Source organism: Halarchaeum nitratireducens (assembly GCF_014647155.1).
In the GTDB taxonomy this organism is placed as follows: domain Archaea; phylum Halobacteriota; class Halobacteria; order Halobacteriales; family Halobacteriaceae; genus Halarchaeum; species Halarchaeum nitratireducens.
This window is the reverse complement of sequence record NZ_BMOQ01000002.1, coordinates 351,020-365,513: the sequence shown is the minus strand read 5'-3', so window position 1 is coordinate 365,513 and position 14,494 is coordinate 351,020. Positions and strand designations below refer to the sequence as shown.

The 14,494-nt window shown below is 68.8% G+C and carries 13 protein-coding genes; 10 read left to right on the top strand and 3 right to left on the bottom strand.

Annotated elements, in window-relative coordinates:
- The first annotated feature begins 79 nt into the window (after positions 1 to 79).
- From IEX91_RS04080 to IEX91_RS04065, 4 genes are all read left to right on the top strand, one after another.
- Positions 80 to 883 (top strand): N-acyl homoserine lactonase family protein, encoded by an 804-nt coding sequence (locus tag IEX91_RS04080; RefSeq protein ID WP_188877259.1) that lies wholly within the window; start codon positions 80 to 82, stop codon positions 881 to 883.
- Positions 884 to 2,197 (top strand): hydroxyacid-oxoacid transhydrogenase, encoded by a 1,314-nt coding sequence (locus IEX91_RS04075; protein ID WP_188877258.1) that lies wholly within the window; start codon positions 884 to 886, stop codon positions 2,195 to 2,197.
- Positions 2,198 to 2,409: 212 nt separating this feature from the next.
- On the top strand, positions 2,410 to 3,165 hold the full coding sequence (locus IEX91_RS04070) for a proteasome assembly chaperone family protein (RefSeq protein WP_188877256.1): 756 nt from the start codon (positions 2,410 to 2,412) through the stop codon (positions 3,163 to 3,165).
- A 62-nt stretch (positions 3,166 to 3,227) separates the two neighbouring features.
- The gene (locus IEX91_RS04065) at positions 3,228 to 3,464 is read left to right on the top strand and encodes a hypothetical protein (protein WP_188877255.1); all 237 of its coding nucleotides are present in this window, start codon (positions 3,228 to 3,230) and stop codon (positions 3,462 to 3,464) included.
- A 24-nt stretch (positions 3,465 to 3,488) separates the two neighbouring features.
- Here the strand turns inward: IEX91_RS04065 and IEX91_RS04060 are convergent, their stop codons facing one another.
- Positions 3,489 to 3,917 carry a universal stress protein gene (locus tag IEX91_RS04060; protein WP_188877254.1) on the bottom strand — a complete coding sequence of 143 codons (429 nt, stop codon included), beginning with the start codon at positions 3,915 to 3,917 and terminating at the stop codon, positions 3,489 to 3,491.
- Between the two features lie 160 nt (positions 3,918 to 4,077).
- On the opposite strand from IEX91_RS04060, the gene IEX91_RS04055 reads away from it, so the two are divergent.
- The 5 genes from IEX91_RS04055 to IEX91_RS04035 all read left to right on the top strand — a co-directional run bounded on the left by IEX91_RS04055 (position 4,078) and on the right by IEX91_RS04035 (position 9,750).
- The gene (locus tag IEX91_RS04055; RefSeq protein WP_188877253.1) at positions 4,078 to 5,055 is read left to right on the top strand and encodes a HEAT repeat domain-containing protein; all 978 of its coding nucleotides are present in this window, start codon (positions 4,078 to 4,080) and stop codon (positions 5,053 to 5,055) included.
- Positions 5,056 to 5,130: 75 nt separating this feature from the next.
- Complete coding sequence (locus tag IEX91_RS04050; RefSeq protein WP_188877252.1) at positions 5,131 to 6,339, top strand: ABC transporter substrate-binding protein; 1,209 nt, start codon at positions 5,131 to 5,133, stop codon at positions 6,337 to 6,339.
- Positions 6,340 to 6,386: 47 nt separating this feature from the next.
- Positions 6,387 to 7,556 carry an ABC transporter substrate-binding protein gene (locus tag IEX91_RS04045; RefSeq protein ID WP_188877363.1) on the top strand — a complete coding sequence of 390 codons (1,170 nt, stop codon included), beginning with the start codon at positions 6,387 to 6,389 and terminating at the stop codon, positions 7,554 to 7,556.
- Between the two features lie 104 nt (positions 7,557 to 7,660).
- Positions 7,661 to 8,593, top strand: a complete 933-nt coding sequence (locus IEX91_RS04040; RefSeq protein WP_188877251.1) for an NAD(P)/FAD-dependent oxidoreductase — start codon at positions 7,661 to 7,663, stop codon at positions 8,591 to 8,593.
- Between the two features lie 71 nt (positions 8,594 to 8,664).
- On the top strand, positions 8,665 to 9,750 hold the full coding sequence (locus tag IEX91_RS04035; RefSeq protein ID WP_229772789.1) for a FecCD family ABC transporter permease: 1,086 nt from the start codon (positions 8,665 to 8,667) through the stop codon (positions 9,748 to 9,750).
- Between the two features lie 61 nt (positions 9,751 to 9,811).
- On the opposite strand, the gene IEX91_RS04030 is transcribed toward IEX91_RS04035, so the two are convergent.
- Together IEX91_RS04030 and IEX91_RS04025 are read right to left on the bottom strand one after the other, a co-directional pair.
- Complete coding sequence (locus tag IEX91_RS04030) at positions 9,812 to 11,191, bottom strand: MATE family efflux transporter (RefSeq protein ID WP_188877250.1); 1,380 nt, start codon at positions 11,189 to 11,191, stop codon at positions 9,812 to 9,814.
- A gap of 413 nt (positions 11,192 to 11,604) precedes the next feature.
- A complete protein-coding gene (locus tag IEX91_RS04025) occupies positions 11,605 to 12,831 on the bottom strand; it encodes an HAD-IIA family hydrolase (RefSeq protein WP_188877249.1) in 1,227 nt (408 codons plus the stop codon).
- 239 nt (positions 12,832 to 13,070) lie between these two features.
- Here IEX91_RS04025 and IEX91_RS04020 point away from each other — a divergent pair, with 239 nt between their 5' ends.
- Positions 13,071 to 14,447 (top strand): endo-1,4-beta-xylanase, encoded by a 1,377-nt coding sequence (locus tag IEX91_RS04020; protein ID WP_188877247.1) that lies wholly within the window; start codon positions 13,071 to 13,073, stop codon positions 14,445 to 14,447.
- Positions 14,448 to 14,494: the final 47 nt, after the last annotated feature.

Sequence of the window (14,494 nt, the reverse complement as noted above, 5' to 3'; positions counted from 1 at the left end):
TGCTCGTTCAGTGCATGTCGCACCCCCGCCCGCCGAAAGTCGACAAAAAATTGATCACCTACCATAACGATCTTTCGATATGGTGGATGCTACCATCGACGTCATCGATCGCGGGGGGCTCGAATGCGACCTCAACTACCTCATTGAGGGGAACACGCTCGGGAGCCACGACGAACCGAACCCGGACACGGACTACGTCGAGATCCCGGTGTACAACCTCGTCATCGACCATCCGGAGGCGACGATCCTCTGGGACACCGGCAACCACGAGGAGGCGCTCGACGGCGCGTGGCCGGAGGAGTTGAAGCAGGCCTTCTACCCGCACGACGTCCGCGAGCACACGCTTGCGGGGGACCTCGCGGACGCCGGCTACGACCTCGACGACATCGACGCCGTCTTCCAAACCCACCTCCACCTCGACCACGCCGGCGGTCTCCATCACTTCGACGGGACGGACGTTCCGGTGTACGTCCACGAGAAGGAGATCAAGTTCGCGTACTACTCCGCGAAGACCGACGAGGGGAGCGGCGCTTACATCCTCAACGACTTCGATCACGACCTGAACTGGCAGGTGCTCCATCGGGACAGAGAGACGCACTTCGAGGACGTGGAGTTCATCCGCTTCCCCGGCCACACCCCGGGACTCACCGGAACGATGGTTCACCTCGACGACGCGGGCACCGTGATCTTCACCGGCGACGAGGTCTATCAGGCCGAGAACTACGAGAACGGGACGCCGCTCGGCGCCCAACTCCTCTGGAGCGGTCGACACTGGTTCGACAGCCTCCAGACGATCCGCGACCTCCAGCGGCGCCACGACGCGGAGGTCGTCTACGGCCACGACCCCGAGCAGTACGCGGAGATCGGCGGGGGGTGGTCGTAGATGGCGTACGAACGCTCCGTCTCCGCGGCCGATCACGACCTCGTGCCGGAGAGCGTCTGGAACATCCGCCTCCCCGAGCTCCGCTTCGGGCGCGACGCCACCGCCGAACTCCCCCACCAGATCCGCGACATCGGCGTCCCCGACGGCGCACACGGCCTCCTCGTCACCGACGAGACGCTCGTCGACGTCGGACACGCCGGCCGGGTCCGCGACGTCCTCGTCGACGCCGGCCTCGACGTCGACGTCTACGACGACTGCGAGCGCGAGCCGTCCGTCGCGGCCACCGAGGACTGCATCTCCTTCGTCCGCGACGAACAGGGCGAGGCGGGCTACGACTTCTACGTCGGTCTCGGCGGCGGGAGCTGTCTGGACACCGCGAAGGTGACGCGCTCCGTCATCGCGAACGGCGGCGAGCCCCTCGACTACATCGCCGAACCGACCGGCTCCGGCGAGCCCCTGGAGACGTCCGGCGCGCCCCTCGTCCTGATGCCGACGACGGCCGGGACCGGCTCCGAGATCTCGCCCGTCGCCATCCTCTCGGTCCCCGAGAAGGAGATCAAGGAGGGGATCTCCAGCGCGCACGTCCGCGCCGACGCCGCCGTCCTCGACCCGACGCTGACGACGACCCTCCCCCCCGAGCTCACCGCGCGTACGGCGATGGACGCTCTCGGACACGCCATGGAGGGGTACACGACCCACGAGTACGACTCCCTCCTCCGCCCGAACGACCCCGCGGACCGGCCGGTCTACGCGGGGCGGACGCCGCTCACCGAGATGTTCTCCGAGAAGGCCATCGATCTCCTCTCCTCGAACGTCCGGCGCGTCGTCCACAACGGGGACGACCTCGACGCCCGCGCGAACATGCTCCAAGGTGCGCTCTTCGGTGCCATCGCCGGCCTCACCGCCGGTGCGAGCCTCTGTCACGCGATGGCCTACCCCGTCGGAAACAAGTACCACACCTACCACGGCGAGACCATCGCGGTGTTGACGCCCGCGAGCACGATCGACTACAACTCCGCGAGCGATCCGTCTCGCTTCGCCGACCTCGCCGAACTGTTCGGAATCGAGACGACCGGCCTCACCGATCGGGAGGCCGCCGACGAACTCAAATCCCAGTACGTCCAGCTCCAGCGAGACCTGAACGTCCTCCCGAGCGGCCTCAACGAACTCGCCGGGATCGAGGAGGAGGACATCGACTGGCTCGCGAGCCAGACCGTCGACACGCAGGCGCGCCTCCTGCGCTGCAACCCCCGGCCCGTCGAGAAGGCCGACGTCGCCGCGATCTTCCGCGACGCCCTCCACAACTGGGAGTAATCCCTCCTTCTTTCGGCGGGCCCGCGACGTTGAGCGGCGTCCGCGATCGACAGGCCGTCAGGACGACGGTGAGCACCGCGAACCCGGCTGTCGAACCCCGTAGCGGCGCGAGACGGTCTTTCACCGCTCGTCGATCGCCGCGGTCTGATTTCGCCAATCTCCCCGGCGTCGGGAGGTAGAGTTACGGTCGTCGCCGCCGACGCCTCTACTACATGCCACAGTCCTCGTTCGACGTCACGACGAAGTCGGGACACGAGACCGGTACGACCCTCGTCGTCGGCCAGACGCATCCCGGGCTCGCGGGTGTCACGTCCGCCGACTACCTCGTTCGCCACCTCGACTCGGAACGGACCGGTCACGTCTCGACCGACGACCTCCCGGCCATCGCTCCCTTCGAGGCCGGCGTCCCGCGCCACCACAGCCGGCTGTACACCCTCGACGACGCCCCGCTGTCCGTGCTCGTCGGCGAACTGTTCGTCCCCTTCGGGGCCGCGCGCTCGTACGCCGACACTCTCCTCGCGTGGGCGGAGACGCAGGGCGTCGACGAGATCGCGGTCCTCCACGGCGTCCCGTTCGCCCACGGACCCGACGAACACGCGGTCTTTCACGTCGCGACTGACGGCTACCGGACGGATCGCCTCCCCGACGACGTCTTCCGCCCGCTGGCGAACGGCTTCCTCGACGGCGTCGCCGGCGAACTCGTCACTCGGAGCCTCGACGGCGCCGCGCCCGAGGTCGGCGTCTACATCACCCCGACGCACCCGCCGGGACCGGACGTCGACGCCTCGCTTCGGTTGCTCACGGCCCTCGAAACCGTCTACGGCTTCGACGTCGACGAGAGCGAGCTCGAAGCGTTGAGCGAGCAACTCCGCGAGTACTACGGGAAGCTCGCCGAGCGCGTCGCGTCCGCCGCCGAGGGCGAGGAGGCGCTCGGCGATTACGACACCCAGAACGGGATGTACATGTGACCGTTCGGCTGTAGCTCCCCACCCAATGAGATCCGTTCCCATATACACAACGATAAAACGTTATGAAATCGTCCGCGTGGAACCGGCTACCCGATCCGCCGGCGGTACCGGCGCGCGCCGCCGCCAGCGCCGTCGAGTCCCTGCTCGCGCTCTGCGCCGCGCTCGGCGTCGCGTGCTGCGCGCTCGGACTGCTCGTCGGCACGCACGGTGCGGCGAGCGTCGGCGCTGCGGGCGCCCTCGGAAGTCTGGTCGTCGCGTCGGCGTACACGCGGACCGACGGCGACGGCCGACGTCGCTAACCGCGTTCCGCGCTCTCGGACGCCTCAGTCCGCCCCGCTCCGCACCGTCAACACCGGCGCGTCCGCCGTCCGGACGACGCGCTCGGTGACGCTCCCGACGAGCACCCGGTCGAGCCCGCGGCGACCGTGCGTCCCCATGACGATGAGGTCGATGTCGTTGGCGCGCGCGTACGCCGTGATCGACTCGTGGACGTTTCCGGTCGTAACGGACCCCTGCGCCTCGACGCCCGCGTCTTCCGCGGCCGCCGTGACGTATTCGACCGCAACCTCACCCTCGTCCTCCAAGTCCTCCACGACCGTCTCCGTCGCGTCTAGCGTGGCGTACGCGCTCGTGTCGACGACGTAGAGCGCGTGGATCCGCGCGCCGTACGTCGCCGCGATGTCGACGGCGTGCTCGACGGCCGCCTCCGCCTCGGGGCTCCCGTCCGTCGGAACGAGTATGTCGTCGTACACGATTCGCACTACGAGCGCCACCGCATAAACACCGTGCCTGACCGCCGCGCCGACCCCCGTCGCTGACTCACCCGCCGTGGTCGGGTACCTCGACGGCCGACGCGTCGACGCGCGCCATCGACCGAAGAGACGAAGCGCACGCGTCCGGGACATCGCGGTAATGGGATCGCAACCGCTGACCGATCGCCTGCTCGCCGCCCTCGACACCGACGACGAGGCCGACGCAGTCGCCGCACTCGAGCGGTGCCGCGACGCCGACGTCGACGTGCGAAAGGACGCCCTCCGCGCTCTCCGCGATCGCGCCGCGGACCACCCCGACACGCTCGCCCCCGTCGTCTCCGATCTCACCGCCTTCCTCACTGACACCGACCGCGCCGTCCGACTGATCGCCGCGAAACTGTTCGCCGCGCTCGCCGACGCCACTCCCGCACACGTCCGGCCGGTCGTCCCCGACCTCGCGGAGCGCCTCGCCGACCCCGACGAGTTCCGCTACGTCCGCGCGCGGAGCGCCGAGGCGATCGGCCGCGTCGCCGGCGTATACCCGTCCGACGCTGTGACGCCGGAGATCGTCGCCGACCTGCTTCTCGGCCTCGACGACGCCACCGACGACGACGTCGCGGGGCGGTTCGCGCTCGCCGTCGAGCGCGTCGCGCTCGGGGACCCCTCACGGCTCCGCCACCACGCGGGGCGCCTCGCTCGCCACCTCGACGCCGACGCCGCCCTCGCTCGCTATCACCTCTGCACGGCGCTCGCGGCCATCGGCTGCGAGCATCCCGACGCCCTCGCCGACGCGCGGGACGCACTCGGCGACGCGCTCGACAACGACGCCCCGTGGGTCCGCGCCCGCGCCGCCGAGGCCCTCGGTCTCCTCGCGCGTTCGGACGCCGATGACGCGCCCCCGGACGCCCTCGCCACGCGCCGCGACGACGACCCATGCGTCGCGGCCCGCGCCCGATTCGCGCTCGTCGACGCGGACGCGAGCGACGCGGACGATCTCGGCTCGGTCGACGGCCTCCGCCGGACGACCGCCGACGCCGCCGAGGCGATCGCGGCCCCCGACAGCGAGTGTCCGAACTGCGGCCTCGCGCTCCCCGACGCCGGCCCGCCGATGTGCCCGCGCTGCGGCGCGCCGTACTGAGCGACACGCTCGACGGCCGGCGCGTCGCGTCCGTGAAACCGAAGGGGTTATACAGGATTAGGCAAGCCTAAAAATATGGCAAGGAACGAACCGACGCGACGCGACTACCTGACGTACGGCGGGCTGGCGCTCGGGAGCGGCCTGCTCGCCGGATGTGCGGGATCCGGGGGAGCCGAGTCGACGACGTCGACGACGACCGATGCCGCCACGACCGAGGACACCACGACCGACGCCGACGCGTCGTACAGCGTGACGATGGCACCGATGGGCGACGTGACGTTCGAGACCGTCCCGCAGGACGTGTTGGCGGGCTCGACGAACTACCTCGACATCATGGCCGCGATCGGTCACGGGAGCGCCGCGACGTCGACGTCCAGTCCGTCGACGACGACGCCCTCGCTCGAATACTACTACTCGACGCTCGACGTGTCCACGGACTGGCTGGATCTGGAGAAGGCGGGCGAGTACGCGAAGGAGAAACTCTACGAACTCGACAGCGACGTCCACTTCGTCGACCCCGCGTATCTCAGCACGCTGGACGGCTGGAGCCAGTCCGACCTCCGCGAGGTCGAGGAGAACGTCGGGCCGTTCTTCGGGAACATGTACAGCCGCAAGCACCGACGGCCCCCCGAAGCGTACCGGGACAGCTATCAGTACTACACGCTCTGGGAGCTGGCGTCGAAGTACGCGGCCGTCTTCCGAGAGCGGGAGCGCTTCGAGCAACTGCACAGCCTCAAGCGCGGCCTCATGCGCGACGTCGAGGCGAATCTTCCGCCGGAGCGCGAGCGGCCGACCGTCGGCATGGTGTACCCTCGGCTCTCCGAGGACGCGTTCTACGTCCACAAGCTCAATCAGCCGGGCTACTTCTTCGCACACACGCGACCGCTCGGCGCGAACGATGTCTTCGCGGACATCCAGACGGGCGAGTACGGCGGGAAGCTCGTCGACTACGAGGCGATGCTCGACGCCGACCCGGACGTCATCATCATGAACCACGGGATCTCCTCGTACTACGACGTCCCCGAGACGAAGGCGTCCATCCGCTCGCACAGCGTCGGCTCGCAGCTCATCGCCGTCGAGAACGACCGCCTCTACGCGTCCGGGAACCCGCGTCAGGGCCCGGTCATGAACCTCTTCCAGCTGGAGATGACCGCCAAGCAGTTCTACCCCGACCTGTTCGGCGAGTGGCCGGGCTTCTCCGTCGATCAGTACCCGGAGATCCCCGAGAGCGAACGGCTGTTCGACCGCCAGCGGCTCGCTGACGTCATCAACGGGGAGTTCTGATCGTGAGCGACGACCCTCGCACGACCCACCTGACGCGTCGGAGCTACCTGACGTCCGGCGGCGCGCTCGTCGGCGGCGGTCTGCTCGCCGGCTGTACGGGCGGCGGCGACGGATCGACGGCCACGACGAGTGCGACGAGTACGACCACCGACGAGACGACCGCGACGGCGGACGCCCCGTACACGGTGTCGATGGCCCCGATGGGCGACGTGACCTTCGAGGCCGTCCCCGAGACGATCTTCACGCGGCTCACCCACCTCGCGGGCATGGCGTTCGCGCTCGGGCGCGGAGACGACGTGAACGCGCTGCACGCGCCCGACTACTACGACGCGCTCTGGAACCAGTTCACGCCGCGCCTCCCCGGCGTCGAACTCGACTGGACCGGCCGCTACTCCTCGTGGACCACCTCGAAGGAGAAACTCTACGAACTCGACAGCGACGTCCACCTCGCCGACCCCGCGAGCGTCGTCGCGCTCGACGACTGGGACGTCGCGGACATCGCGGAGATCCGCGACAACGTCGGGCCGTGGTTCGGGAACACGCTCAGCGACGACCACGCCGAGCCACCGGAGGCCTACGCCGACGCGTACGAGTACTACACGCTCTGGGAGCAGTTCGAGAAGGTCGCGCAGGTCTTCGCGGACGAGGACAAGTACGACGCGCTCGCCGCGATCCACGACGACGTGCTCGACCGCGTCGAGTCGCCCCTCCCAGCGGAAGCGGAGCGCCCGAGCATCGTCATGGGCGGGTTCAGCGACCCCGCCGCGCCCTACGTCTACAACGTCGACACGCCCGGCTTCCTCACCGCGCACGTCCGCCCGTTCGAGCCGGTGGACGCGTTCGGCGACGGCGTACAGTCCGGATCGCGGGTGGACATGGAGTCGCTCGCGGAGGCGAACCCGGACGTCATCCTCGTCTTCGGCGGCCTCCATCCGACCTACGACATGGCGGAGATCCGCTCGTCGCTCGAAGACGACCCCGTCGGCGCGACGATCCCCGCCGTCGAGAACGGCCGTATCTACCCGCAGGGCGGTCGCTACCAGGGTCCCGTCCTCGATCTCTTCCAGCTGGAGATGACGGCGAAGCAGCTCTACCCGGACGTCTTCGGCGAGTGGCCGGAGTACGTCGAGGGGCCGTACCCCGAGCTCCCGGAGAGCGAGCAGTTCTTCGACCGCCAGCGCGTCGCCGACGTCATCAACGGGGAGTTCCGACGATGACTGAGAGCGAGAGCCGAACGGACGGACCGACCCGACGCGATTACCCCACGTACGGCGGCGAGCGCGCCGCCACCATCGTCACCGGCGACGGAGGTGTCTGACCCGTGTCGAACGACGAGGGCGAGCGCGACGCCGACGCTGGCACCGACGCGCTCGCGTACGACGTCGTGATCGTCGGCGGCGGCCCCGCCGGCTCTTCCGCCGCCGTCTTCACCGCCCGGTACGGCCTCGACACGCTCGTCTTCGACCGCGGGAACGCCTCGATACAGCGCTGTGCGTACCTCGAAAACTACCTCGGTTTCCCCGCGGGCGTCGACATCGAGACCTTCTATGACCTGATGCACGACCACCTCGACACCGCGGGCGCGGAACGCCGCGACGCGCTCGTCGAGTCGGTCGAGCCCCACGGTTCGGGATTCGCGCTCACGACGGCGGACGGCGGGACCGTCACGGCGCGCCGCGTCGTCGCGGCGACGCGCTACGACGGCGACTATCTCCGGGGCCTCGACGACGCGGACGCGCTCTTCGAGACCCACGAACGCGACGGCGAGACCCACGAGCACTTCGATCGGGAGTACCCCGACGAAGACGGCCGCACGCCGATCGACGGCGTCTACGTCGCGTCGCCGACGAGCACGGCGGACGCGCAGGCGATCATGGCCGCCGGTCAGGGCGCGCGCACCGCCCGGGCGCTCATCGCCGACGTCCGGCGCGAGCGCGGCTACCCGGCCGCCGTCGCCGATCACTACGACTGGGTGCGCCGCGAGGCCTCGCGCAGCGGCGAGTGGACGACGCGCGAGCGCTGGCGCGAGTGGTTCGCGGAGCGCGCCCCGGACGACGTCGACCTCGACGACGAGCGCGTGGTCGAACTGCGCGAGCGGGAGATCGACCGCCGCTTCGACGCCTATCGCACGGCCGACGAGATCGAGGCCGCCGCGGAGCGCGGACAGCGCCGCCTCCTCGATCACGTCGACGACGAGTACATCCTCGACGCCGCCCGCGAGATCGAGGCGGCGCGCGACGACGGGGGTGACTGAGCGTGGCGGGAGCCTCGCACGACGCCGAACGCCCCGGGCGCCTCCGGCGCGTCGTCGACGATTACAGCGCGCTGTTCACGCTCTGTCTCGCGAGCACGCTCGCGATCGTCGCAGGCGGGCTCGTGCAGGTGAGCTTCGGATCGTACACGATGACGCTCGTGCAGGCCTGGCAGGCGGTCTTCAACCCCAACGTGCTCTTCAGCCTCGACGCGTGGGAGGCGTTCGTCTTCGGGTCGCCGGTCCCCGAGATGTCCCGCGCGAGCCTCATCGTCTGGAACATCCGCCTCCCGCGGGTGTTCGTCGCGGCGTTCGTCGGGATGAACCTCGCGGTCTCGGGCGCGATCTTTCAGGCCGTCACGCGCAACGAACTCGCCAGCCCGTACATCCTCGGCGTCTCGTCGGGCGCGGGGCTGACGATCCTGCTCGTGCTCGTCGTGTTCTCGGGCGTCACGATCGCGATCCCGTACGTCTTCGGGACGCTCGTGCTCGGGATCTCCTCGCTCCTCCCGGTCATCGCCGCGCTCGGGGGCATCGTCGCGTTCCTCATCGTCTACGTCATCGCGTGGAAGAACGGCACGAGCCCCGTCAGGCTCGTGCTCGCCGGCGTCATCGTCGGGACCGTCTTCAGCTCGCTCCAGACCGGCGTGTTCTTCTTTGCGGACGACCTCGGCGTCGTCCAGTCCGCGATCTCGTGGACGACCGGGTCGCTGACCGGGACGGACTGGGCGCAGGTGCGGATGGTGCTCCCGTGGACGATCGTCGCCATGGGACTCGCGCTGATCAGCGCCCGCCAGCTCAACGTCCTGTTGCTCGGCGAGGAGACCGCCCGCTCCCTCGGGATGGACGTCGAGAAGATCCGCTTCGCGCTCTCCGGCGTCGCGGTGCTGGCCGCGGCCGCGAGCATCGCCGCCGCCGGTATCGTCGGCTTCGTCGGCCTCATCGTCCCGCACATGGTGCGCAACATCGTCGGGAGCGACTACCGGCAGCTCGTCATCGGATGTCTGTTCGCCGGTCCCGCGCTGATGGTCGTCGCCGATGTCGGCGCGCGCCTCGCGCTCAGCCCGACGCAGATCCCCGTCGGGATCGTCACCGGCATCGTCGGCGGACCGTACTTCCTCTACCTCATGCGCAAGCAGCAGAACATGGGTGCGATCTAACTCACCCGTCGCCCATTGCTCGCGGCGATTACCGCTGCTTTCCTCCTCGATATTGGCTGCGTCACTCGCTCTCGTCGAGCGCCGCCCGCTCCTCGATCAGCTGGGCGGCCAGCCCGGCCCAATCGCCCCGTAGGACGCCGGCGCCGACGATCGCGGCTCGGGCGGCCCACGAGAGAACGATTCCGACGCAGACCCCGACGATCCCGAAGCCGAGCGTGACCGCGAGGACGTAGGACGATCCGAGCAGAAAGCCGTACGCACCAACGAGGCCGCCGTAGAACGGCGTCCGGGTGTCCCCCGCGCCCTTCAGTGCCCCGGCGAGCGGGAAGTAGACGCCGATGCAGGCCATGGCGACGGCGAACGCCCGGGTGAACGCGACCGCATCATCGATCGTCGCGGCGTCGTCCGTGAACAGCCCGACCAGCGGCTCCGCACCGACGAACAGCCCCGTGCCCGCTGCCCCGAGCGTCAGCAGACTGAGCGCGCAGACCGCGCCGGCGACGTATCGCGCCTCGTCGCGGTCCCCGGCGCCGAGCGCCTGTCCAACGCGGATGCTCGACACCGTCCGGAACGCCCGGAAGAGCGGCGCGGTGAGCTGTTGATAGAGCCGATTGGCGATGTGGTAGGCCGCGGTCGCCTCGGTGCCGAACAGGAGGAGGAGCGCGTTGAACGGGAAGTTGGCGACCTCGGTGCTCAGGCCGCCCGCGACGTCCGGGGTGCTCACCGCGAGGAGCTGTCGGGTCACGACGATATCGCGGGGCCGCGCGAGCGATACCGCCGTGCGCGGACTCCGGATCGCGCCGATGAGGAGCGTGGCCTCGACCACGCGACTCGCCGCCGTCGCGATCCCGACGCCGACGATACCGAGGCGCGGCGCGGGCCCGACCCCGAGCCCCAGCGCGACCGAGAGCAGGATGTTGAGCCCCGTCGCCGCGCCGTTGACGAGCATCGGGGTGCGGGTGTCGCCGATCCCCTGTAGGGCGCGCGCGCCGACGAACCCCGTGATCCGGAACGGCGCGGCCGCCAGCACGACCGCCAGATACTGACCGCCGAGCAGAACGACCCCACGCTCGGCCCCGAGCGCGTCGATCAGGAACTCGCTTCCGAGCACGCCCACGACGGCGATCGGGAGGCCGGCGAGCGCGCCGACGAGCAGGGCCTGAGCGATGGCGCGATCCCGCGTCGCGCTCGACGCCCGCCCGGTCTCCTGACTCGAGATGGCGATCGCGCCGCTCCCCAGCCCCATCCCGACGCGGAGCGGGACGCGCGAGTAGAGGTCCGCGAGACCGATCGCCGCCACCGCTGCCGGGGAGAAAAAGCCCGTGATCAGGACGTCGACGGTCCGCATCAGCGTGTTCAGCGTCTGTTGGAGCGCGATCGGCCAGCCGAGCGAGACGGCGTCCCGCCAGACCGACCGGACGCGGGCCGACACGACGGTCATCGGCCGACGCTTTCGACGGGAGCGACAAATAGGTTCGCGGGAGGGGTCTGCCGGGTGCCGGGGGGCGGCTCGGTATCGGCACATGCGATATATCGGGATCCGCGAGCGTGGGGGTGGGACTACCGCGGGATCACCGCAGAGACGTGATTCGCGATCGACTGATTCGGTGTGCGGGAACTGATCTGCGTGCTCTCCAAACGCTGATCGTACAGCGGTACGTGGACGACTGATTCGGCGCCTCCGTGTTCGCCCCGCTGGAACCACGGTTCGGCGACGAGGCGAACGTCCGATTCAAGTCCGGGGAAGAGTGGGCGATCTGGCAGACGAGGCGCTTCGAGACCCACATTTCGAGGTCACGAAAGGGTGCTGACCATGGGATCTCACGTACGTCTCCACCCGATCGATACCGACTCCTATGCGATCGTAACGGTAGTCCCCTCGACTGCGTCAGTGATCCATCGTGGGTGCATCGGTAGTATTCCCCCCGGGTGTCGGTCCGTGTCGAAGAATCCGACGTCGAGTGCCTCATCTCGATCTGCTTCGAGCGTACCGCCGTCGACGCTACATAGAAAGCAGTTCGTCACGAAATGGACCGTCTCTCCGGACGGATACGAGAACACCTGCTGCTTCGGGTGGGAATACACCCCCGTTAGTCGGTCGACCGTGACTCGAAGACCGGTCTCCTCTCGCACCTCTCGCGAGATCGCCTCCACGACTGCTTCACCCCGTTCGACCGTCCCCGTCGGGAGTGCCCATCGTTCTCTGTCGGCCCGCTTTAACAGCAACACCTCTCCGGACTCATTCAGGACGACCGCACCGACCCCCGGTCGGATGTCCTCTGGCCACGAGTAGTCGGGGCTTTTCCAGGGAGTCGCTGTCCGTGAGAACAACCCCGCAAGCGATCGAATCACTGCGTCGGGGTGAGCGAAATCTCGGGCCGAGGCTGCTACTGGTGTTTCATCTGCGACGAGAACTCCCGTGAGGCCCGCGCGATGTGCGCCGCGGATATCCGTTGCCGGATTATCGCCGATGACGACTCCATTCTGGCCGACGGGGAGTCCTTCGAGGGCCGCCTCAAACATCAGCGGCTCGGGCTTGCCGACGACGGTAGGCGATGTCCCCGTCGCTGTTTCGACCGCGCGAACGATGGCCCCTGCCCCAGGTGCGGGACCGTCAGGGGTCGGAAATGCACCGTCCGGACTCGTCCCGATGAACTGTGCCCCTCGATCGATGTGCCTCGTTGCCCGTCTGATGTCTGCATACGTTGTTTGTTCATCAGCTCCAACAACGACGGCGTCCGGCGACTCATCTGTGACTGTGATTCCCTGCTGACGGAGCTCCGTCTGCAACCCTTCGCTTCCTACCGCCGCCGCCGTGGCGACTCCTTCACGACGAAGGTGAACTGCAGCCGCCCAAGCCGCCGTTACTATCTCCCCTTCGTCCACCCTGATTCCGAGCTCGCGAAGACGCGACGCGACCGTCTCCCGCGTCGGTCGTGGATCGTTCGTGAGAAACCGGATTCGCTTTTCTCGCTCGTAGAGCCGATTTACGCTGTCAACGGCGTGCGGGAGCGCTTCATCGCCGAGGTGGACGACGCCATCGAGGTCGAACAGAAACGTTTCAAATTGGTCAGCGATCATTGCAATCACGTGGTAGTATCACCTACTTATATCTGTTTCTGTGGTTCTGAATACGACGCTTGGGTAGCAGGAAGGGGCCACGAGAAGCCGGCCATGGCGTCCGATGGTCCGCTCAATCCCGCCGCGCCGGCAGTCGCGCTCGCCCCGACAGCGACGATATACATTGCGGTGGCGGGCCGCACCCATTGGCCAGTGAGCCCGGTGCATGATTTATACGTCGCAAGTCGCCACGTCCCCGTATGGACCGTCGGCACTTCCTCGCCGCCGCACTGGCCCCGCTCGCCGGGTGCGCGAACGTCGACGACGCCGAGACGAGCACGTCGCGTACGGACACGACCGCCGTCGACGACTCGGCGTTCGAGCCGGTGCCGGAGGGCGACTGGGAGCGCGCCGACGCCCCGCCCGAGTGGGAGCGAGCGGCCGACCGGCGCATCGACCGTCACCGCCGCGGCGACGTGACGGTCGCGGTCAGTCGGGACGGCGATCCGGTCCCCGACGCCGACGTCAGGCTCCGACTCCGCCGACACGCCTACGACTTCTCGACGGCGTACAACGTCGCGCGCCACTGGTCGAGCGATCCGGACGGCCCGTACCGCCGCTGGGTCTCCCGGCTGTTCAACGAGGCGGTCTTCGAGAACGCCTACAAGTGGCGTCAGTGGACGGCGCCCGACGGCCACCAGCGAACGCACGGCGTCATCACGTTCCTGCGCGCGAACGACGTTGCCGTCGCCGGCGCGCCCGTCGTCTGGCAGAACCACGAGAAGGACGTCCTCCCCGACGAGGTCTGGTCCGCTTACGAGAACGGCGACATCGATCGACTGCGGGAGCTCATCGACGATCACGTCCGCACCTTGGTCGGTCACAATGCCGGCGATCACGGAGTCGAGGACTGGGTGCTCTTGAACGAACAGCTCGGCTTCCACGACTTCACGGACGCGCTCGCGGACGCCCCGCCGACGCGCTCACCGCCGCTGCGCCACTGGTTCGACATCGCGCGCGACGCGGCTCCCGACGCGACGCTCGCCGTCAACGACTACGACATCCTCACGCTCGACCGTCCCGAGCACCGCGATCGGTACGCCGACCTCGTCACGTACCTCCTCGGCGGAGCGGCGCCACCCGACGAAGTCGCGTTTCAGTCGCACGTCACGACGCCCGACGGTTCGATCGGTCCCGCCGAGCAGTACGCCCGCCTCGATCGCTTCGCCGGCCTCGGCGATATCGACCTCGTCGTCTCCGAGTTCGACACGCCCGGGATCGCGGACGAGACCGCGGCCGGCGACTACCTCTATCGAACGCTCAAGACCGTCTACAGCCACCCCGCGAGCGCCGGCTTCCGCCTCTGGGGCTACTGGGACGACCAACACTGGCGCGGGGACGCCCCGCTGTTCCGCGCGGACTGGTCGAAGAAGCCCGGGTACCACGCGTACGTCGACCTCGTCTTCGACCAGTGGTTCACGGACGTCCGCGGGACGACGGACGCGACCGGCGAATTCTCGACGACCGCCGACCTCGGCCGCTACGACCTGCGCGTCGCCGCCGACCCCGAGACGGTGAGCGACGTTCGGGCGATGACCGATCCCGACGGCGAGACGCGCCTCCGCGTCGAACTCTGAGATACCTGTCCCCTCTCCTCTCCTCTCCTCTCCTCTCCTCTCGGCCT